The organism is Coralloluteibacterium thermophilum (assembly GCF_042654365.1).
GTDB classification, from domain to species: domain Bacteria; phylum Pseudomonadota; class Gammaproteobacteria; order Xanthomonadales; family Xanthomonadaceae; genus Coralloluteibacterium; species Coralloluteibacterium thermophilum.
In genome coordinates, this window is sequence record NZ_JBHSGG010000003.1 from 40,425 (window position 1) to 60,853 (window position 20,429).

Sequence of the window (20,429 nt, forward strand, 5' to 3'; positions counted from 1 at the left end):
GCCCGCGCCTGTGCGAGGCTAGGCGGCCCAGTCCCCACCCAGGTCCGCCATGTCCGAAGACACCCTGTTCGCCCGCATCATCCGCCGCGAGATTCCCGCCGACATCGTGCACGAGGACGAGCACGTCCTCGGCTTCCGCGACATCGATCCGAAGGCGCCGGTCCACGTGCTGTTCGTGCCGAAGAAGGCGATCGCGACCATCGACGACATCCAGCCGGAGGACGCGGAGCTGGTCGGGCGGCTGTTCCTGGCCGCGGCGGCCTTCGCGCGGAGGGAGGGCATCGCGCAGGACGGCTACCGCGTCGTCATGAACTGCCGCGAGCACGGCGGGCAGAGCGTCTACCACATCCACCTGCACCTGCTCGGCGGCCGCCAGATGGGCTGGCCGCCGGGCTGACGTGGCGCCGGCGGGTGAGAACCGGCGTGCCGGCCCTCACCACCACCAGTAGCCGTAGCGGTACGGGTAGGGCGCGTGGATCACCTCGACCTCGCGCCGTTCCGGCCACAGGTAGACCACGTCCGCGGCGACGCGCGGCTGGCGGTAGTCGTACTCGCCGACGCGGCGCGTCTCGAAGCCATCGATGCGGCCGGTCACCGTGACCGCGCGGCCCTCGGCGAAGACCTCCGGGTCGTAGAACCCGGCGCGGCAGGCGACGAAGCGGCCCGCGCTGCGGTCGACCTCCCTTGGCCGTCCGCGCGCGTCGAGTTCGCGCCCGACCAGCTCGAAGCACGTGCGCCCCGGCTCCGGCGTCGCGCGCACCAGGGTGCCGCCCCAGCGGACCAGGTCGCCGACCGCCTCGCGGTGCGCCGCGAGTTCCGGCGACAGCGGCGCGTAGTTTCCCTTGAGCGGCGCCGGCGGCGTGGCGCAGGCGGCCAGGGCGAGGAGCGGAAGGAGAAGCAGGCGGCGCGGCATGGCGGGCTCCGGATGTTCGGGACGGCGGGCTGCTCAGCGACGCGGACGGAAGGCGCGGAGGTCGCGGACGAGGCTGCGGGCGGTTTCGGCGTCGGGCTCGGCGGGAGCGTACTGCCAGGCCGCGAAACGCGCGCTTAGCGCACGGATCGCGTCGGCGTCCGCCGGATGCAGGGCCGCGGCGCGCCAGCCCCAGCTCAGTGCCGGCTCGTGCGCCGCCTTGGCCGCCGGACCGCGCGCGAAGCGCCCGACGAAGCGCCGCCATGCGCGCTGCACGGGATCGCGCGGGCGGCCGCGTTCGCGCAGCATCAGCACCAGGCTCACCGCCAGGACCAGTCCGGCGACCGTCGCGAAGACCAGTCCCACCTGCCATGCCGAGGCGTGCTCGATGCCGACCGGCCGCAGGATCAGGCTCTGGCGCTGCGCGTTGAAGCCGAGCATCAGGTCGTTCCAGCCGCGCCGGAGCCAGTCGCCCATGTCGAACACCGGCCGCAGCGCCGCGCCGGCGGTGCCCGGCATGTCGCCCACCGTGTTGAGGATGCGCTCGGGCGCCACCGCTGCCGTCGGATCGGCGCGTACCCAGCCGCGGCCCTCGATCCAGAACTCGTTCCACGCATGCGCCTCGGACTGCCGCACCAGCCAGTAGTCGCCCAGCGGATTGCGGTAGCCGCCGACGTAGCCGGTGACCACGCGCGTCGGGATGCCCGCCGCACGCATCAGCACCGCGAAGGCCGAGCTGTAGTGCTCGCAGAACCCGCTGCGGGTGGAGAACAGGAATTCGTCCACGCTGTCGCGACCGAGCGGCGGCGCGGCCAGGTCGTAGGTGAACTCGCGGTTGAAGAGGTCGAGCGCGCGCTGGATCACGGCGAGGTCGTCGTCGCCGGCCTCCTCGCGCCAGCGTCGCGCGAGTTCGAGGGCGCGCGGGTTGAAGCCCTCGGGCAGGCGCAGGGCCATGTCGCGCGAGCTGCGCGAGAGGGTGGCCTCGAAGCGCGCCGGCACGGCCGATTCGAGCGTGTAGCGGGTGACGTCGCGCAGCGGGCGGTCCGCGTAGGGCGAGAGGTCCAGGCCGAGCCGGCCGCCGTCGGGCGCCGCGAGCGGAAGGTCGAGCGCGAACATGAAGCGGCGGTCGGTGGGCTCCTGGGTGATCTCGTAGCGCAGCGGCGCCTGCGCGGCCACGACCTCGGGCGAGGCCATGTAGGCGATGCCCTCCCAGCGCGACCACGTCCGGCCGTCGAAATGCCACAGCACCGGCCCCCGCCAGTACATCTGCCCGGACGGCGGCGGTGCGCCGAAGAAGCGCACCCGGAACGCGGGGCTGTCGTCCGCCATCAGGTCGATCCACTCCCCCGGCGCCATGCGGTCGTCGATGCCGGTCTTGGCGATGGCGTTCTCCGGCACGCCCCACAGCGGCGAGGGCAGGCGCGGGAACAGCCAGAAGCCCGCCATCGCCAGCGGCAGGGCGAGCAGCATCACCAGCCCGACCGCGCGCAGGCGCGGGGTCACGCCCTGCGGGCCGTCGAGTCCGGCGTCGGCCTCGGCCAGCCGCTGGCTCGCCGCCATCGCGAGCACCGCCGCCGGAACCGCCAGCAGCAGGGTGATCGGGCCCTGGTCCTGCAGGAAGGCGGCGAACGCGGCGAACAGACCGAAGCCGACCAGGCTGCGGCCGTCGCGCAGCTGCGCGGTCTCGCCGCACTTGAGCGCGAGCATCGACATCAGCAGCGCGCAGCCGGTGTCGCGGCCGAAGCGGAAGTCGAAGGCGAAGAACACCGCGCCGGCGACGGCGAGGGTCATGATCAGGCGCAGCCACGACGGCCACGGCCATCGGAAGGCGCTGAGCGCGCCCAGCAGGCCGATGCCGGCGAGCACCAGCGCCAGCCAGGCGGGGAGCAGGCGCAGCAGGGGCAGGGCGCAGGCGGCCGCGGCGGCGAGGCACCAGCGCCGGGTCGGGGCGTCGAGCGGCAGGCGCGTGCTCATGCGGGCGGCAGCAGCGCGAGCGCGCGCAGGCAGGCGTGGCGATGGTCCGGCCCGTGCGCCGGCCCCAGCGTCTCGCGCGGCAGGCGCAGTCGGTAGCGGGCGCCGGCACGGTCGGCATCGACCACCCAGCGCGCCAGGCGCCGGATGCGCGCTTCGTGCGGGAGAGCCTCCAGCGCGTGCCAGTCGAGCACCAGCTCGCGCCCCGCGACCTCCTCGTGCTCGCGGACCAGCAGGCGTCCGCTGCGGGCGCTGGGCCGCCAGGCGATGCGCCGGGTGGGGTCGCCGGCACGGTACTCGCGCAGGTGGTGGAACTCGTCGCCGAAGGGCGAGCGTCGCTGGGTCGGACGCCCGCCGTCGCCTTCGGGCAGCGGCGGCGCGTTGCTCTCGAGCGCGGGATAGACGAGCAGGCGCACGTCCGGGCGCAGCCAGCTCCAGGCCCGTGCCAGCCCGAACGGTTGGATGGTCGAGAGCCGGACGCGGCCCGGCGACCACCAGCCGCGGGCGGCGGTGGGGAGCGCGAGCGCGACCTCGGTGCGCTCGCCGGGCGCCATCGAGAAGGTGGTGCGGCGCCCGCCGACCAGCAGTTCCAGCCCGCGGCGCGGTCGCGCAGGCTCGGCCTCGAGGTCCACCCGCAGCTGCAGCGGCTGCCCGGCGTGGACCGGGGCGGCGTGCAGCGCGGCCAGGCGTACTCCCGACAGCGTGAGCTGCGCCTGGACCAGGCCGTACAGCGCGCTCGCCGACAGCACGAAGGCGAGCAGCAGCGCCGGGTTGTTGTTGTAGTTGAGCGCGCCCACCAGCATGGCCAGCAGCAGCGCCGAGACGAAGGTCCCGTAGCCGGTGGGCAGCACGAAGATGCGCCGCCGGTCGAGGCGGAGCGGCAGCGGCTCGACCTCGCGCGGCCGGTTCCAGCCCAGCCGCGCGAGGCGGTCGCCGAAGCGCTCGACGCCGTCGGCGGTGCCGGCGGCCGGCGCGGGAACGGAGCGGCGCGCCACGGCTCAGGGCGCGCGATGCGGTTCGGGGCGAGGGCGGAGCGGCCCGGGCCGCCTCCCCGCGGGTCGGCCGTCCGTGGCATGGCGGGGCAGGACCTGCCCTGGCGGCCGGCCGGGGCTGCGCCCTGCGGCACCGGCTCCGCATCGCCGACGGGCCACGCATCGCGTCTCTAGGTGCATGACATGCACTCAGTCGACCGCCACCGCCTGAAGGATGTCGCCCGCCAGGCGCGCGCGCTCGTCGGTCTCGGCCTCGGGCACCAGGCGGTGTGCGGCGACCTCGACGAACAGCGCCTGCACGTCCTCGGGCAGCACGTGGCCGCGCCCGGCGATCAGGGCGCGCGCGCGGGCCGCGCGCAGCAGAGCCAGCCCCGCGCGCGGCGACAGCCCCACGCGCACGCCCGGCTGCGTGCGGCTGCGCGCGAGCAGCGCCTGCACGTAGGCGACCAGGGCCTCGCGCGTGGGCATGGCGGCGGCCGCGTCGCGCAGCGCCAGCACCCGCTCGGGCGCGAGCACCGGCATCGCCTGGGCGATCAGCGCACGGCGGTCGGTGCCGGCGAGCATCTCGCGCTCCGCCTCCGCGTCCGGATAGCCCAGGTGCAGGCGCAGCAGGAAGCGGTCGAGCTGCGAGTCCGGCAGCGGGAAGGTGCCGGACAGGTCGACCGGGTTCTGCGTGGCGATCACGAAGAACGGGCGCGGCAGCGGGTGCGAGATGCCGTCGACCGTCACCTGGTACTCCGCCATCGCCTCCAGCAGTGCGCTCTGGGTGCGCGGCGGGGCGCGGTTGATCTCGTCGGCCAGCAGCAGCTGGGTGAACACCGGCCCGGCGTGGAAGCGGAACGCGCCGGTCGCCTGGTCGTAGATGGAGACGCCGAGGATGTCCGAGGGCAGCAGGTCGGCGGTGAACTGCATGCGCTGGAAGTCCAGCCCCAGCGTCGCCGCCAGCCCGCGGGCGAGGGTGGTCTTGCCGAGGCCGGGCAGGTCCTCGATCAGCAGGTGGCCATCGGCCAGCAGGGCGACGAAGGCGAGATCCACCTCGCGCGCCTTGCCCAGCACCAGGCCGTTGACCTGTGCGATGGCGGCGTCGAGGGCGGCGCGGTCGGCGTCGGTTAGGATGGCTGCGGTCCGTACCTGTGCGTGCATGCGGGCTGCCGGCGTGATGATGGATCGGGATTAGAACGTGTTATCGATGCTGCGACCAACTCCCGATCGGGCCGGCCCGTCTGTCCGCCCCCGCGCCGGCCGTTCCGTCGGTCCGTGCGGCATGCCCGTACGCCAGGCATCGCGGCCGGGTGCCGGCGCAGGCCACGGCGGGCTGCGATGACCGGCATCGGGCTGCGGCGCGACGCAGCGGGTCGGGCCTTCCTGGTGCTCTGCGCGCTGGTGTTCGCGGCCAAGGTCGCGCTCGCCTCGACCCTGCCCCTGTTCGGCGACGAGGCCTTCTACTGGCAGGAGAGCCGGCATCCGGCCTGGGCCTATTCCGACCTGCCGGGCGCCACTGCCTGGCTGGTGTGGCTGGGCACCGCCGTCGGCGGCGATACCCTCCTGGGCGTGCGCTGGCCGTTCCTGCTGATGGGGGCCGCCATTCCCTTCCTGGTCGCGCGCATCGCCGCCCAGCTCGGCGGCGATGCGGCCGGCGCACGGGCGGGGGCGCTGGCCCTGCTGCTCCCGCTCTCCGGCACGCTGGGCGTGCTGGCGCTGCCGGACGTGCCGATGACCTTCGCCGCCATGCTCTGTCTGGATGCGGGCGCGCGCCTGCTGCGCGGCGTGACCCCCGGGGCCTGCGCCGAGCTCGCCGCCGGGCTGGCCCTCGGTGCGCTGGCGCACTACCGCTTCGCCCTGGTGGTGGTCGCCGGCGCGACCGCGCTCCTGCTCTCGCGCGAGGGGCGGGCCGCGCTGCGCGATCCGCGCGTGTGGACGGCGGTCGCGATCGGCGCGGTCGCCTGGATTCCGCTGCTGGCCTGGAACCTGCAGCACGGCGACGTCGGGCTGCGTTTCCAGCTCGTCGACCGCCACCCGTGGCGCCTGCACGCCGGCGGCGCGCTGTTTCCGTTCGTGCAGCTGGTCTTCGTGACGCCGCTGCTGTGCGTCGCCCTGGTCGTGGCGCTGCGCGACGCATGGCGTGGGCGCGGCGAGGCGCTGCACGCCTACCTGCTCGGCGCCGGCGCGGTTCCGGTGCTGGGCTACGGCGTGCTGGGCTTCTTCGCCGACACCGAGCGGGTGAGCTTCCACTGGGCGCTGCCCGGCTGGCTGGCCCTGCTGGCCCTGGCCCCTGCGGTGCTCGCGCGCTGGCCGCGCGGCTGGCGCCGCGCCACCTGGGCCGTGGCCGGCCTGGGCCTCGCGGTGGCGCTGGGCTACCTGCTCGCGGCGGCGAGCCCGGCGCTGCGCGCGCGCCTGGCGGGCACCACCGTGTATCCCGACAACTTCGCCGGCTGGCGCGACGTGGCCGCCGAGGTGGACGCGGCGCTGGAGCGCCTGCCGCCGGAGACCCGGCTGGTGGTCGACAACTTCATGCTGGCCGCCCAGCTCGGCTTCGCGCGCGGCGACGGCGGCGTCGAGGTCCTCGACCATCCGCTCAACCACAAGCACGGGCGCGCGCCGCAGCTGGCGCTGTGGGACCACGTGGTCACTGCCATCGACCGCCGCGAGGGCCCGGTGCTGCTGGCGGTGGAGGACACTGCGCAGTCGCCGCGCCTGCGCCTCGACTGGTACGGACACCTGTGCGCCGTCGCCGGCATCGACGTGCCGCCGCAGGTGCTGAACGTCGACGGTGGCCGCAAGCGCTTCCTGCTGTTCCCGCTGCCGGCGCGCGCACAGGCGACGCCGGCGGCCTGCGTGCTGCCGGCCCTGGCCTGGATCGACGTACCGGCGCCCGGCGCACGCGTGGGCCGGCGCTTCGGCGTCGCCGGCTGGGCGTTCAAGGACGGCGCCGGCATCGCGCGCGTCGAGATCCTGCTCGACGGCGAGCCGGTCGCCGAGGCCGCCTACGGCGCGGCCGCCCCGCACGTCGCCGAGTTCTGGCGGACCTCCAGCGACCCTGCGCACCCGGACGTCGGCTTCGCCGGCGAGGTGGACGTCGGCGAGCGGCCGGACGGCGCCTACCGCCTCGGCGTGCGCCTGCACGGCAGGGACGGCAGCAGCGAGGACTGGCCGGAGCAGGTGGTCGTGGTCGAGGGCGGCGAGGCCGGGCCTGCCGGGACGCACCGGCGCGACTGAACGCCTGTCGCGGACGCGCGGCGTGGATCTCGTCGCCGCGCTCAGTACGCGATGGTGATCAGGAGCGTGCCGCTGTAGTGCCCGGCGCGGGTCTCGGGCCGCGGGAAGGCGCGGCCGTACACGGTATGTTCCGTGCCTGCGGCGTCGGCCGTGCCGTGCGCGGTCGAGGTGCCTCCCGTGCCGTCGCCCCAGACCTGCCGGCGTGCGGCGTCCGCGTAGAGCTGGTAGTCGATGCCGCGCCCGTCGTCGCCCAGCCGGCGCGCGCCGGCGGCCCCGGCATCGCCTGAGGATGCGGCGATCGACAGCGTGTACGCGGTCGCCTCCGGGCAGGCGATCCGGATGCTGCCCACGCCGTCGGCCGTGCGCTGGGTGAGCGGATTGATACTGCCGAATGCGACCGGCGTCGTGGCCACGGTGCAGGCCGCCGCCGGGCCGGAGCAGCCGAGGAGGAGCCCGAGGACTGCCGCCCGGGCGCGGGGATCAGCGCGCATGCTCGCTCCTGCAGGTCAGGGTGGATGCCGGCGGGACCGCAGCGGCCCGGCCGACCGTCGCGACGCAGGCGCCGCCATGCCAGTGCGCCTCGATGCGTTCGATGGCGCCGGCGTCCTCGAAGAAGACCACGCCATCGTAGCCGACGTATGCCGTCTCGCCGCCGGGCAGGGCCACCACGGTGGCGCCCAGCGGCAGCGGCGCGCCGCCGGGTCCGGCCAGCCGGACGTCCAGGGGACGTTCGCTGCGGGCGGCGAAATCGACCCGCACGATCTCGCCGCGCTGCGGTACCACCTCCTCCCATTCCCGCCCCAGTGCAGTGGTCAGTGCCAGGTCGTCGAGGTCGAGGTCGATGCGGTTGCGCTGGTAGGGCCGCAGCCCCGGCACCAGCGCACGGCCGTTGCGGTCGGTGACCGCGATCAGGTGGCGATCGCGGTAGATGCGGACGCCGGCGTCGGGCAGCGCCACGAGGGCGTAGCCGTCGCTGCGGTCCGCGTGCAGGAACAGCCCGTCGCCGCTGGCGACCACCGTGCCGGCGGCGCCCAGCGCCCCGGCCCAGCCCGAGGCCGAATGGCGTACCTGCAGGCTCGTCCGCACAGGCTCGGCAAGGTAATCGAGGCCGAGCGCGGCCTCACCGCGGCCACCCACGTCCCGGTAGCCCACGCGGTAGCCGTAGCCCAGCCCGCCGCCCGGGCTCCGTTGCAGGGTCACGCCGCCGCCTCCGGCCGGCCTGCCGGTCCAGGCGGAGAGCGTATGGCGGGACGAGAGCGGCAGCGTGTAGGTCAACATCGCCACGTCCTCGCCGCCGTCGAGCGCGCGGAACGCGGTCAGGCCGAGGAAGCTGCCGGGCAGGGAGAGGTTGAGGCCGAGGGTCGCGTAGCGCTGGCGGTCGCGGCCGGCCTGGCGCGTGGAGAGCAGTCCCAGCGAGGCCGACAGCCGCCCCAGGCGGGCGCCGGCCTGGGCCCGTGTCTCCTCCTGTGGCAGCGCCGGCCGAAGCGGCCAGAGCGGCCCTGCCAGGGCCTGGGCGTGCGCGAGCGGAACGAAGCCGTCGCCGCGCCGGACATGGTGCAGTCCCAGGTTCCAGCGCTCTGCGCGGAACGTGTACGCCGCGCCGTGCGCCCATGCCGTCCCCGCGTCCGAGCGCGCCGCCGCGGTGTCCAGGTCGACGATGCCGAGCGTGCCGACCTTGAACCGCGTCCCGGCCCCCAGCAGCGCGTGGCCTTCGCTCCACTCGCTCTCCAGCCCCACGGTGACCTCCGGCGTCAGTCCGCGCCGCCACGCGAGCCGTGCGAAGGGATCGGCGTAGCGGTCGTCCTCTCCGCCGAAGTCCCGGCGCAGCCAGCCCGCGTCGATGCTCCAGTCGGCCAGTCCCGGCCGCAGCAGGCGCGTGTCGAAGTAGAACGGGGTGTCGAGCGCATGCACGCCGTCGGCGGTCGACATCAGCGCATGCAGGACGCCCCGTCCGCCCGTGGGCGCCAGCCCGTCCACCACGAAGCCTCCTGGCGGCAGTCGCGCGCGCAGGGCGAGTTGATTGCGGAACCACAGTTCGAGCTGCGATGCCTCGTCGACACTGCCCTCGAACATGAGCATCGGATAGGTGGGCACCTCCGGCTGGAGGGCGAAGTTCGAGCCCAGGCGGATGCCGGCGTAGCGCAACGGCGCGGTGAGCGGACCGCCGTCGCTGATGGCGTCGCCCAGCGTCAGCGTCGCCGGGCGCTCCGGCCAGTCGGTGGCGCAGTGGCTCGATGCCCGGAGCGGCCGCTCGCCGCGGCTGGCCAGGTGACGGCTCCGGCAATGGACGCCCAGCCAGGCGAGCCCTGCATCGAACCAGCCCCTGGCGTGCCGGGCGCCGGTCCCCTCCCAGGCGTGCCCCAGGTCGTAGGAAAGCGTGGCCACCGGCGGCATGTCGTGCCGCCGCCTGGCGGGTGCGCCCGCCGGGGGGCGGGCATGCAGCACGGTGCGCTGGAACCGCTCCGGTGCGGCGGCGATCGACAGGATGGCCTCCTCGGGGGCGAGGCGGTAGTCGTCGCCGACCAGCGACGCCAGCGGTATCCACCCGGCCTCGGCGTCGCCACCCTGTGGAGGTCGTAAGCGCAGCGCATGCGCGGTGCCGGCCTCGAGCAGCACCCCGTCCGGCGTGTGGCGTACCACCTGGGGATCAGGAAGGCGGTCGCCGTTGACGTACACGTCCACGATCAGGTGTTCGTCGTCCGCCGGCGCGGGTGCAGGCGGAGGTGCCGCATCGGTGCGCTGGCGGAACAGGACGAGCCTGCTCCGGGCGAGGTCCAGCCGCAACTGCGGCACCGTGCGCAGCGGGACGAAGCGTTCGCCGTGATGGGCACGTTCGGGCGCGTCGGGCTGCGGCAATCCGAGCCGCGCGATGTCGCGTCGGCGTACCCAGGATTCGCCGGCGTGCGTCAGCACGAGCACCGGCGGGCGGTCCGCATGCGCGGCGCCCTGCGCCGGAGGCGGTTCCCCGGACGGCGCGGCGCCGGTCGCGCCGGCCGCTGCCGTGGCGAACAGGAGCGTGCACCACGCGGGGATCGACCGCCTGCGCGCCACCTACTCCACCAGGACGGTCCGCTTCCCGCTGTCGCCCGCGAACTGCACCTGGGCGGTCTCGCCGGAACCGATCCGGACGTCGTCCGGCAAGGTCCAGCGCATGGTGCGGGCGGCCAGGACGTAGCGGGGACCGTTGTGCTCGTACGCGAGCGTCCCGGCCCCGTCCCAGACCCGCATTCCGGCAAGGCGGGCGTAGCGGGTGCCCGCGTTGGCGGCTTCGAGGATCAGTCGCCCGGCCTCGTCCCGCCAGGCGCGCAGGTGCAGGTCGGGAGCGCGCCCGACGTTGAAGAACAGCGGCACGTTGTGTTCGACGAGGGTGGCGATCCCGAATCCGTCGCGCGGTGCCGCGCCGGCACCGGGGAGCTCCCGGAAGCGCACGCGGTAGGCGCGCTCCCCGGTCTCCTCGGCGACATCGGGATTCAGTGCGAGCCGGACCAGGCGGCTGGCGCCCGGCGCGATCTCGACCCGGCGCGGCGCGATCACCAGGTCCTGGGCGGGAGCCAGGACATCCTCGCCGTCCTGCGACCATGCCAGCGCATCCACCTGCACGGCGACCGGCGCGTCGCCGCGGTTGGCCAGCTCGAACGAGGCGACCCGCGCGCCCGCGCGTACTTCGGCGAGGGTCGGCGAAACCAGGAATCCTCCGGCCGTGGCGGCCGGAGGATGGACGATGAACGCCAGCAGCGACAGCAGCGCCGCGCCCCAGGTCGGCGACGTCGACGCCCGCCGATGCATCAGTAGCTCACCGTGACGGTGACGGTGTCGGCGTAGCTGCCCGCGGCGACGCTGGTCTGACCGGCGGGAATCTGCGCGTAGACGTCGTGCGTGTTCGCCGTGCCGGTGCCGGTGCCGGTCACGGTATCGGTGGTGTCGCCCCAGTTCGTGGCGCGGGCTTCATCGCTGAACAGCGCGTAGGCGAGCGTGCCGGTGCCGCCGTCCCGGGTCATCTGGCGGGTCGTGACCGTCGCGTCGGCGCCCTGGCCCGCATCCAGCGCGATCTGGTAGGCGGCGTCATTGGTGCAGGTGACCAAGATGGTGCCGGTGGCCTCGTGCGCCGTCGCAGCGAGCAGGTTGACGGAGCCGAAATCGACCGGCGTCGTCGTGACCTCGCAGGACTCGGCGACGGTCGCCTGGACCTGGAGCGACGCGGTGGCGTCCTGTGCGCGGGTGGCGAACGGCGCCAGCGATGCCGCGACGGCGGCAAGCACGATGTAGACCTTCATGTTGTATCCCCTGATTGATGAACGATGCGCGCCGCCGGGCTCCCGGCGGACGGCGCCTCGATTATCCAGAAGGAAACGTCCGGATATTGGAACGCCGTCACGGAATCCGTGGAATCGATATGTTTGGAAATGCCGGGATTCCGGCGCGCCAGCGCCTTTCCAGGCGCATTCCCGAGGACGGGTGACGGGTATTCGGCGCGAATGGCGGTTCGGCGGGCGTGATCGCGGCGCCTCTTCGATATTCGGGGGCTGTTTTCCGGGTTCGTGCCGGATATTTGGCGTTTCGGCTCCCGGCGCGCGTCGGCGGGGCAACGATGCGTTCCGGCGTCGCGGAAAGCCGCCGTGCGCCTCCGGCAGCGTGGACGAGGCCCGCGCGCGGCGCTGCCGGACTACTGGCGGCGCCGCAGGGCGGCGGGCTCGCGCGCGGCGGCTTCCAGTGCCTCGTCGGTCGCGCGGGTCAGGGCGGCCGCCGCGCGGTCCAGGCGGGCGAGCTCGTCGCCGATGCGGCTGCGTGCGCGTTCCATGGCGTCGCACGCCGTGTCGAGTTCGGCCTGGGTGGCCTCGCTGCCGTGGCGATCGATCCAGAGCCGGTGCTGCAGCACGTCCCGGAGCGCATCCTGGACCGCCTGCTCGCTGTCGAGCGAGGCGCGCGCCGCGGCACCGATGTCGTCCGGCACGCGGCCCAGCACGCCGTGCATGGCGCCCATGCGCTCGCGCGTGCGGTAGAGCAGGCGTTCCACGGCGTCGGCGCCGTCCAGGAGGCGGGTCAGGGTGCGGGCACGGCGGCGCACCCGCCGGCGTCGCCATTCCAGGATCGCGACGCCGAGGGCGAGAAGCAGCAGGCAGAGCAGGGCGGTCTTCACGCGGCGGATCGGTCGCAGGGGAGGCGGGAGCGTGTCATGCCCTTCGGGGTGCACGTGAAGCGGCGCATGTGCGGGGACAGGGCCCACGCCGACGGCGCGCATCCCGTCCCGCGGGCATGGCACGCTGCGGAGTCTGACCCGCGCGGCCGGCCAGGGTAAACCCGCGCTGTGGCGGCGGCCGGCCGCGGCGCGCGCTTCGTTGACACCCGCCACCCCTCGCCATACCATTTCGCGCTTATGTCCGCGTCCCTTCCTGCCGTGCTGGATGTCTGGCGCATGGTCGCGGCCAGGCGCTCCTTCGAAGGCCGTCTCCCGTTGTCGGCGTTCGGCCGGCTCGGCGAGAGCCTGACGGATGCCGAGGGCGAAGTCCGCTACACGCTGGACTTCGACCGCGACGCCCTGAAGATCGCCACTCTCGACCTGCATATCGAGGCAGACCTTCCGCTGGAGTGCCAGCGGACGCTGCAGCGGTTCCTGCATCCGGTCCGGATCGACCAGCGCCTCGGCCTGATCGCGTCCGAGTCCCAGGAGGCCTCGCTTCCCGGGGAGTACGAACCGGTGCTGGTCGGCGAGGACGGAGCGGTGAACCCCCTCGATCTGATCGAGGACGAGTTGATCCTGGCGATACCGGTGGTTCCGGTGGCGCCGGGGACGGAGCCGGCCGAGCAGGAATGGCCGGCGCCGCAGCAGTCTGAAAACCAGGAAGAGCGGCCGAATCCTTTTGCCGCGCTGTCCGTACTCAAAGAGCGCAAGCATTAGCTAGTAAGCCGGAGAAACTCCCATGGCCGTCCAGAAGTCCCGCAAGACCCCGTCCACCCGCGGCATGCGCCGTTCGCACGACGCGCTGAGCGCCAAGCAGCTGTCGACCGATCCGACCAGCGGCGAGACCCACATCCGCCACCACGTCACCGCCGACGGCTACTACCGCGGCAAGAAGGTGATCGACACCGCGCGCGCGGCGGTCGACGAAGAGTAAGTTCCGCACGTCGCGCAGCGCGCGACGGCATGGCCGCGCGGCGCCCGTGAACGGCGCCGCGTCGGTTCGGTTCACCGGCCGGCGGCGCGCCGGCCTCATCAGGAAGCCGGCATGGCCCACTCCAACGCAGGTCGGGTGTACGCCCGCATCGCCGGTACCGGCAGCTTTCTGCCCGAGAAGGTGTTGAGCAACGACGACCTCAGGCAGTTCGTCGACACCAGCGACGAGTGGATCCGCGAGCGCACGGGCATCCGCCAGCGCCACGTGGCGGCCGAAGGCCAGACCACCAGCGACCTCGCCTACGGTGCCGCCCTGCGCGCGCTGGAGGCCGCAGGCGTGGCGCCCTCCGAGCTCGACGCGATCATCGTCGGCACCACCACGCCGGACCTCATCTTTCCCTCGGTCGCCTGCCTGCTCCAGCACCGGCTGGGCGCCAACGGCTGCGCCGCTTTCGACGTCAACGCCGCCTGCTCGGGCTTCGTCTATGCGCTGGGGGTGGGCGAAAAGTTCATCCGCGGCGGCGCCGGCAACGTGCTCGTGGTCGGTGCCGAGACGCTGACCCGCATGCTCGACTGGTCGGACCGCTCGACCTGCGTGCTGTTCGGCGACGGCGCCGGCGCCGTCGTCCTGAAGCCGGACACCGAGACGGGCATCCTCTCCACCCATCTGCACGCCGACGGCGGCTTCAAGGAGCTGCTCTGGAACCCGGTCGGCGTGTCGGCGGGCTTCAAGCCGGAGGAGAAGAACGCCGGCGTGCGCGTGCTGATGGCCGGCAGCGAGGTGTTCAAGGTCGCGGTCAAGACGCTCGACGCGGTGGTCGAGGAGACCCTGGAACACCACGGGCTCGACCGCCACGAGATCGACTGGCTGATCCCGCACCAGGCCAACCTGCGCATCATCCAGGCCACCGCCAAGCGCCTGGACATGCCGATGGACCGCGTGGTCGTCACCGTCGACCGCCACGGCAACACCTCCGCGGCCTCGGTGCCGATGGCGCTGGACGAGGCGATCCGCTCCGGACGCGTGCAGCGCGGCCAGATGCTGCTGCTGGAAGCCTTCGGCGGCGGCTTCACCTGGGGTTCGGCGCTGCTGCGCTACTAAGCGGCACCTCCCTGCGGAAGCTTCACATGTCCTCGACACCGTCCACCGTCGAGCGGGCCGACTTCGGCGGCCGCGCGGTCTGGGTCAAGCGCTACGGCAGCGGCTCGCGCGCCGGTCGCCTGCGGGCGATGGACTGGCTCGCGCGCAAGCTCGGCGTGGCCGCGCTGCGTCCGCCGCCGCACCGCGGCGCCGCGGAGGCCAAGCGGGTCGAGCGCGAGCGCCTGCAGGCGCTGGCCGAGGCCGGCGTCCACGTGCCCGAGGTGGTGGGCGAGGGCGAGGCCCTCCTGATCCTGTCCGACATGGGCGAGACGCTGTCCTCGCGCCTGCGCAGCGAGCCCGGCGAGCGCGCCCGGCAGCTGGTCGCGCAGGCGGCGCAGGCATTGGCCGAGGCGCATGCCGCGGGCGCCTACCTGGGGCAGCCGGTGGCCCGCAACCTGACCATCGACGCCGAGGGCCGCATCGGCTTCCTCGACTTCGAGGAGGACCCGCGCGAAGTGATGTCCCTGCACGACGCGCAGACGCGCGACTGGCTGCTGTTCGCCTCCGGCGTCGTGCGCCACGTGCCGGGCGGCGCGGACGCCTTCGCCGCCAGCATCGGCGATGCGCTGCGGCACGAGTCCGACGCGGTGCGGGCGAGCGTCAGCGCCGCCGCAGGGCGGCTGGCCTTTGTCGAGTCCGCCACGCGCTGGCTCGGCCGGCGCGCCGGAGGCCTCGGGGCGGCGGTGCGGGGCCTCCGGCGCGCGCTGCATGCGCTGCCGGTGCCGCTGATCCTGGTCGCCCTGCTGGCGGACTACCTGCACGACGGCGACATCGAGGCGCTGTCCCTGCTCATGCAACTCGTCGACTAGGTCTCCGGCGCGCGCCGGGGCGCGCGCTCCTGCGCCCGATCGTGGGCTGCCTCCGCCGTCCCGGCCTCGACCGCGACGGGCGCTCCCTTCCGGAGCGCCGGCTGGTCGCGGCGGAAGCCCGTTCCCCGACGGCGGCGAAAGCGCGTCGCAGCGGCCCGGAGATCACCCTACGCGCCGGTACAGACGCTTCCGCGCGCGGCTCCCGTATCATGGTCGGCTCCGCAGTCCTGCAGCGTGCCGATGTCCGATTCCGTCGCCTCCAACCTCGCCTTCGTCTTCCCCGGCCAGGGTTCCCAGTCCGTGGGGATGCTCGCCGATCTCGCCGCCGCACATCCGGTCGTGGGCGAGACCTTCGCGGAGGCGTCGGAGGGCGCGGGCGTCGATCTGTGGGCGCTGGCGCAGCAGGGGCCCGAGGCCGAGCTCAACCGCACCGAGTTCACCCAGCCGGCGCTGCTGGCCGCGGGGGTCGCGGTCTGGCGCGCCTGGCTGGCGGCGGGTGGTGCGCGTCCGGCGCGTCTCGCCGGCCACAGCCTCGGCGAGTACGCCGCCCTGGTCGCCGCAGGCGTGCTGGGGCTGGGCGACGCGGCGCGCCTGGTGCGCGAGCGCGGCCGCCTGATGCAGGAAGCCGTGCCCGAAGGCACCGGCGGCATGGCCGCCGTGCTCGGTGCCGACGATGCGCTGGTCGCGCAGGTCTGCACCGAGGTCTCCACCGACGAAAGCTCGATCGTGGTGCCGGCCAACTTCAATTCCCCGGGCCAGATCGTCATCGGCGGGCATGCCATCGCCGTCGACGCGGCGCTCGCCACCCTGGCCGGCCGCGGCGTGCGCAAGGCGGTGAAGCTGGCCGTCAGCGTGCCGTCGCACACGCCACTGATGCGGCAGGCGGCCGATCGGCTGGCCGCCGCGATGGACGGGCTGGCGTGGTCCGCGCCGACGATCCCGGTGGTGCAGAACGCCGACGCCGCGGTCGCCACGGACGTGGCGCAGATCCGCGAGGCGCTGGTGCGCCAGCTGTACCTGCCGGTGCGCTGGACCGAGTGCGTCCAGGCACTGGCGGCCGGCGGCGCCACGCGCATCGCCGAGTGCGGGCCGGGCAAGGTCCTGGCGGGCCTGGTCAAGCGCATCGACAAGGGCGTCGAGGCGCGTTCCCTCGGCACGGCCGCCGATCTCGACGCCGCGCTGGCCGACTGGCGCTGATTCCTTTCCACCGCGCGCCGGCGGCGCGCCAACGAGAGCACTGGATGAACACACAGGTCCTTTCCGGCGAGATCGCCCTGGTCACCGGCGCCAGCCGCGGCATCGGCGCGGCCATCGCCGCCGAGCTCGCCGCGCAGGGCGCGACCGTCATCGGCACCGCGACCAGCGAGGGCGGCGCGGTGGCGATCGGCGAGCGGCTCGCCGCGCAGGGCGGCGCGGGCCGGGTGCTGGACGTCACCGACGGCGCCGCCATCGAGGCGCTGGTCGAGTCCGTCGCCAAGGAGTTCGGCCCGGTCTCGATCCTGGTCAACAACGCCGGCATCACCCGCGACAACCTGCTCATGCGCATGAAGGACGAGGACTGGCAGGCCATCCTCGACACCAACCTGTCGAGCGTGTTCCGCACCTCGAAGGCGGTGATACGCGGCATGATGAAGGCGCGCAAGGGCCGCATCGTCAACATCGCCTCGGTGATCGGCCTCGTGGGCAATCCCGGGCAGGCGAACTACGCGGCGGCCAAGGCCGGCATCATCGCGTTCTCGAAGTCGCTGGCGAAGGAGATCGGCAGCCGCGGGGTCACGGTCAACACCGTGGCGCCGGGCTTCATCGACACCGACATGACCCGCGCGCTGCCGGAAGCCCAGCGCGAGGCGCTGCTGGGCCAGATCGCCCTGGGCAGGCTGGGGGCGCCGGAGGACATCGCCCGCGCCGTGGCCTTCCTGGCCGGTCCCGCCGCCGCCTACATCACCGGCGAGACCCTGCACGTCAACGGCGGCATGTACATGCCCTGAGCGTGCCGGAGGCGCGGTCGCCTCCTGTACCCGTTTCCGTGAAATCGTACGTCGAGCGGACCCCCGGCCGGCGCCCGGGCAGGTCCGTGCCGCAGACTACCGTCAACGCGGCTTTCCTCTACAATGCGCCCCGTTTGCACCCTGGAGTCTCGAACCAATGAGCAGCATCGAAGAACGCGTCAAGAAGATCGTCGTCGAACAGCTTGGCGTGAAGGAAGAGGAAGTCACCGCGAACGCTTCGTTCGTCGACGACCTCGGCGCCGACTCGCTCGACACCGTCGAACTGGTGATGGCCCTCGAGGAAGAGTTCGAGTGCGAGATCCCGGACGAAGAGGCCGAGAAGATCACCTCGGTCCAGCAGGCGATCGATTACATCAAGGCGCACGTCAAGGCGTGAGCCGGCTGCCCGGGCCGCGGCCCGGGCGGGAAACATCGCTCCCTCCGGGGAGCACAGGCGGGGCCGCGTTTGCGGCCCTGCGCGTTTCGGTGCGCGCCGCCGCGCGCCCGCAGCAATTTCCAGAGGGGCTGTCATGAGCAAGCGTCGCGTCGTCATCTCGGGCATGGGCATCGTCTCGCCGGTCGGCAACGACCTCGGCACCGCGTGGGACAGCATCCGCAACGGGCGCTCCGGCATCGGCCCGGTCACCCGCTTCGACGCCAGCGCCTTCCCGACCCGCATCTGCGGCGAGGTGCGCGACTTCGATCCCACGCGCTGGATCCCGCCGAAGGACGTCAAGAAGATGGACCCCTTCGTGCACTACGGCGTCGCCGCGGCCTCGATGGCCATGGAGGACGCGGGCCTGGTCGTCGACGAGCAGAGCGCCGAGCGCATCGGCGTGCTGATCGGTTCGGGCATCGGCGGCATCGCCGGCATCGAGGAGACGACCGAGAAGTTCCTTCAGGGCGGCCCGCGCAAGATCTCGCCGTTCTACGTGCCGTCGACCATCATCAACATGGTGTCGGGGCAGCTCTGCATCATGAAGGGCATCAAGGGCCCGAACTTCTCCGCGGTCTCGGCCTGCGCCACCGCCAACCACAGCATCGGCACGGCGATGCGCATGATCCAGTACGGCGACGCCGACGTCATGATCGCCGGCGGCTGCGAGTTCGGCTCCTCGCCGACCTCGATGGGCGGCTTCTGCGCGATGAAGGCCATGTCCACCCGCAACGACGAGCCGGAGCGCGCCTCGCGCCCGTGGGATCGCGATCGCGACGGCTTCGTCCTGGGCGACGGCGCGGGCATCCTCGTGCTCGAGGAGTACGAGCGGGCGAAGGCGCGCGGCGCGCGCATCTACGCCGAGCTCGCCGGCTTCGGCTCCAGCTCCGACGCCTTCCACATGACCGCCCCCAGCGAGAACGGCGAGGGCCCCTCGCGCTGCATGCGCGCGGCCATGAACGACGCCGGCATCAACCCGGAGCAGGTCGAGTACCTCAACGCGCACGGCACCTCGACGCCGCTGGGCGACCTGGCCGAGACGCACGCGATGAAGCGCGCCTTCGGCGACCACGCCTACAGGCTGATGGTCAGCTCGACCAAGTCGATGACCGGCCACCTGCTGGGCGCGGCGGGCGGCGTGGAGGCGATCTTCTCGATCCTCGCCATCCACGAGGGCGCGATCCCGCCGACCATCAACCTCGAGAACCCGGGCGAAGGCTGCGATCTCGACTACGTGCCCAACGTCGCGCGCGAGAAGAAGATCGACGTCGCCGTGTCCAACGGCTTCGGTTTCGGTGGCACCAACGCCACCCTCGTGTTCCGGCGCGTCTGAGGCGCGTCCGCCGGGTGGGGAGGCCGCCGCGCCCTGCGCGGCGGAGGATGCCGTGATCCTGGTCCGCCCCCTGCCGCCGGAGACCGACCTGCTCGCGCTGCAGCGGCGCGACCGCGGCCGCTACCGCGTGCTGCTGGAGTCCGCGGCCACGCCGCTGGGCACGGCCGACGCCGGGGCGCAGCGCCTCGTCCCGCGCTGGGACATGCTGCTCGCCTGCGACGGCGAGCGCCTGGAGCGCGACGCGCGCGGCCGCACCCGGCTGCACCGCGTGGACGGTGCCGTCGAGGCCTGTCCGGACGGCTTCCTTGCCACCCTCGACGCGCTGTGGCGGCGCGACCGCCGCGCGCGCGACGCCTCGCCGCTGCCGTTCCGCGGCGGCTGGGGGCTGTTCCTCTCCTACGAGCTGGCCGCCGAGGTCGAGCCGGTGCTCGCGCCGCTTCCGCCGGCCGCGGGTCGTCTGCCGGTCGCGCTCGCGCTCCGCTGCCCGTCCGCGGTCCTGCGCGACCGGGCCAGCGGCGAGGTGTTCGCCGTCGCCGAGGCCGACCATCCGGATGCGCAGGTCCTGCTCGACCGGCTTGCCGGGGATGCCGCGGCCGCGCTCGAGGCGTCCGGCGCCGAGGCCTGGCAGCCCCCGGTCGCGGTCGAGGAGGACCCGCCCGGGCGCTATCTCGATGCGGTGCGCCGCGTGCTCGGCTACCTGGAGGCCGGCGACGTGTTCCAGGTGAACCTGTCGCGCGCCTGGCGCGCGCGCTTCGCGGCCGCGCCCGATCCTGCCGCCTTCTACCGGCGTCTGCGCAGCGCCAACCCCGCCCCGTTCGCCGGCCTGCTGTACGGCGAGGACTGGGCGCTGGCGAGTTCCTCGCCGGAGCGCCTCGTCTCGGTGCGGGGCGCAGAGGTGCAGACCCGCCCCATCGCCGGTACCCGCGCCCGCGTGGACGGCGACGACGTCGAGGCGCGCATCCGCGAACTCGTCGGGCATCCCAAGGAGCGGGCCGAGCACGTGATGCTCATCGACCTCGAACGCAACGACCTGGGCCGCGTCTGCACCCCGGGCAGCGTGGAGGTGGACGAACTGATGGGCATCGAGAGCTACGCGCACGTGCACCACATCGTCAGCAACGTGCGCGGCACCCTGCGCGACGGCGTGACGCCGGGGCAGGCCATCGCGGCGGTCTTTCCCGGCGGGACCATCACCGGCTGCCCCAAGGTGCGCTGCATGCAGATCGTGGCCGAGCTGGAGGAGGAGGGGCGTGGCGCCTATACCGGCGCGCTCGGCTGGCTCAACCGCGACGGCGACATGGACCTCAACATCCTCATCCGCAGCGCCTGGGTCGAGGACGACGGCATCGCGTTCCGCGCCGGAGCGGGGATCGTGGTCGACTCGGACCCGGAGCGCGAGCTGGCGGAGACCCGCGCCAAGGCGCGCGGAATGCTGCGCGCGCTGGGGGATTTCGGCTAGCGCGCGCCGGAGAAGGCGGCGTGCCGCATGCCGCCGCGGCGCGGCGCCTCCCGGCCTCCGAC

General features: G+C 73.7%; 20 protein-coding genes. 11 read left to right on the forward strand and 9 right to left on the reverse strand.

Annotated elements, in window-relative coordinates; all coding sequences use genetic code 11:
• Positions 1 to 49: 49 nt before the first annotated feature.
• Complete coding sequence (locus ACFO3Q_RS02540) at positions 50 to 397, forward strand: histidine triad nucleotide-binding protein (protein ID WP_377003042.1); 348 nt, start codon at positions 50 to 52, stop codon at positions 395 to 397.
• A gap of 36 nt (positions 398 to 433) precedes the next feature.
• Here ACFO3Q_RS02540 and ACFO3Q_RS02545 read toward each other — a convergent pair whose 3' ends face one another.
• From ACFO3Q_RS02545 to ACFO3Q_RS02560, 4 genes are all read right to left on the reverse strand, one after another.
• On the reverse strand, positions 434 to 913 hold the full coding sequence (locus ACFO3Q_RS02545; protein ID WP_377003043.1) for a Slp family lipoprotein: 480 nt from the start codon (positions 911 to 913) through the stop codon (positions 434 to 436).
• Between the two features lie 33 nt (positions 914 to 946).
• A complete protein-coding gene (locus ACFO3Q_RS02550; protein ID WP_377003044.1) occupies positions 947 to 2,884 on the reverse strand; it encodes a transglutaminase TgpA family protein in 1,938 nt (645 codons plus the stop codon).
• Complete coding sequence (locus ACFO3Q_RS02555) at positions 2,881 to 3,798, reverse strand: DUF58 domain-containing protein (RefSeq protein WP_377003170.1); 918 nt, start codon at positions 3,796 to 3,798, stop codon at positions 2,881 to 2,883. Before ACFO3Q_RS02555 ends, ACFO3Q_RS02550 begins: the two co-directional genes overlap by 4 nt.
• A gap of 264 nt (positions 3,799 to 4,062) precedes the next feature.
• Complete coding sequence (locus tag ACFO3Q_RS02560; RefSeq protein ID WP_377003045.1) at positions 4,063 to 5,016, reverse strand: AAA family ATPase; 954 nt, start codon at positions 5,014 to 5,016, stop codon at positions 4,063 to 4,065.
• Positions 5,017 to 5,193: 177 nt separating this feature from the next.
• On the opposite strand from ACFO3Q_RS02560, the gene ACFO3Q_RS02565 reads away from it, so the two are divergent.
• Positions 5,194 to 7,089, forward strand: a complete 1,896-nt coding sequence (locus ACFO3Q_RS02565) for an ArnT family glycosyltransferase (RefSeq protein ID WP_377003047.1) — start codon at positions 5,194 to 5,196, stop codon at positions 7,087 to 7,089.
• A 41-nt stretch (positions 7,090 to 7,130) separates the two neighbouring features.
• Here ACFO3Q_RS02565 and ACFO3Q_RS02570 read toward each other — a convergent pair whose 3' ends face one another.
• The 5 genes from ACFO3Q_RS02570 to ACFO3Q_RS02590 form a co-directional block, all read right to left on the reverse strand.
• A complete protein-coding gene (locus tag ACFO3Q_RS02570) occupies positions 7,131 to 7,580 on the reverse strand; it encodes a Csu type fimbrial protein (protein WP_377003048.1) in 450 nt (149 codons plus the stop codon).
• A complete protein-coding gene (locus ACFO3Q_RS02575; protein WP_377003049.1) occupies positions 7,570 to 10,140 on the reverse strand; it encodes a fimbria/pilus outer membrane usher protein in 2,571 nt (856 codons plus the stop codon). The genes ACFO3Q_RS02570 and ACFO3Q_RS02575 overlap by 11 nt, the downstream gene beginning before the upstream one ends.
• Positions 10,141 to 10,875, reverse strand: coding sequence for a fimbrial biogenesis chaperone (locus ACFO3Q_RS02580; RefSeq protein ID WP_377003050.1), 735 nt, complete (start codon positions 10,873 to 10,875; stop codon positions 10,141 to 10,143). It lies immediately after the preceding gene.
• The gene (locus ACFO3Q_RS02585) at positions 10,875 to 11,363 is read right to left on the reverse strand and encodes a Csu type fimbrial protein (protein WP_377003051.1); all 489 of its coding nucleotides are present in this window, start codon (positions 11,361 to 11,363) and stop codon (positions 10,875 to 10,877) included. The genes ACFO3Q_RS02580 and ACFO3Q_RS02585 overlap by 1 nt, the downstream gene beginning before the upstream one ends.
• Positions 11,364 to 11,752: 389 nt before the next feature.
• Positions 11,753 to 12,226, reverse strand: coding sequence for a hypothetical protein (locus ACFO3Q_RS02590; RefSeq protein ID WP_377003052.1), 474 nt, complete (start codon positions 12,224 to 12,226; stop codon positions 11,753 to 11,755).
• A 237-nt stretch (positions 12,227 to 12,463) separates the two neighbouring features.
• Here ACFO3Q_RS02590 and ACFO3Q_RS02595 point away from each other — a divergent pair, with 237 nt between their 5' ends.
• The 9 genes from ACFO3Q_RS02595 (at position 12,464) to ACFO3Q_RS02635 (ending at position 20,367) form a co-directional block, all read left to right on the forward strand.
• Complete coding sequence (locus ACFO3Q_RS02595) at positions 12,464 to 12,985, forward strand: YceD family protein (protein ID WP_377003053.1); 522 nt, start codon at positions 12,464 to 12,466, stop codon at positions 12,983 to 12,985.
• Positions 12,986 to 13,007: 22 nt separating this feature from the next.
• Positions 13,008 to 13,202, forward strand: coding sequence for a 50S ribosomal protein L32 (rpmF, locus tag ACFO3Q_RS02600; RefSeq protein WP_377003054.1), 195 nt, complete (start codon positions 13,008 to 13,010; stop codon positions 13,200 to 13,202).
• A gap of 111 nt (positions 13,203 to 13,313) precedes the next feature.
• Complete coding sequence (locus ACFO3Q_RS02605) at positions 13,314 to 14,303, forward strand: beta-ketoacyl-ACP synthase III (RefSeq protein ID WP_377003055.1); 990 nt, start codon at positions 13,314 to 13,316, stop codon at positions 14,301 to 14,303.
• A gap of 26 nt (positions 14,304 to 14,329) precedes the next feature.
• Positions 14,330 to 15,151, forward strand: coding sequence for a phosphotransferase (locus ACFO3Q_RS02610; RefSeq protein ID WP_377003056.1), 822 nt, complete (start codon positions 14,330 to 14,332; stop codon positions 15,149 to 15,151).
• A gap of 240 nt (positions 15,152 to 15,391) precedes the next feature.
• A complete protein-coding gene (fabD, locus tag ACFO3Q_RS02615; protein ID WP_377003057.1) occupies positions 15,392 to 16,348 on the forward strand; it encodes an ACP S-malonyltransferase in 957 nt (318 codons plus the stop codon).
• A gap of 44 nt (positions 16,349 to 16,392) precedes the next feature.
• On the forward strand, positions 16,393 to 17,139 hold the full coding sequence (fabG, locus tag ACFO3Q_RS02620) for a 3-oxoacyl-ACP reductase FabG (RefSeq protein WP_377003058.1): 747 nt from the start codon (positions 16,393 to 16,395) through the stop codon (positions 17,137 to 17,139).
• Between the two features lie 157 nt (positions 17,140 to 17,296).
• Entirely contained in the window at positions 17,297 to 17,536 is a 240-nt protein-coding gene (acpP, locus tag ACFO3Q_RS02625) for an acyl carrier protein (protein ID WP_149859727.1), read from the forward strand.
• Between the two features lie 133 nt (positions 17,537 to 17,669).
• Complete coding sequence (gene fabF / locus ACFO3Q_RS02630; RefSeq protein ID WP_377003059.1) at positions 17,670 to 18,908, forward strand: beta-ketoacyl-ACP synthase II; 1,239 nt, start codon at positions 17,670 to 17,672, stop codon at positions 18,906 to 18,908.
• Between the two features lie 52 nt (positions 18,909 to 18,960).
• Positions 18,961 to 20,367: an aminodeoxychorismate synthase component I gene (locus tag ACFO3Q_RS02635; RefSeq protein ID WP_377003060.1), complete on the forward strand. Its 1,407-nt coding sequence runs from the start codon at positions 18,961 to 18,963 to the stop codon at positions 20,365 to 20,367.
• Positions 20,368 to 20,429 lie beyond the last annotated feature (62 nt).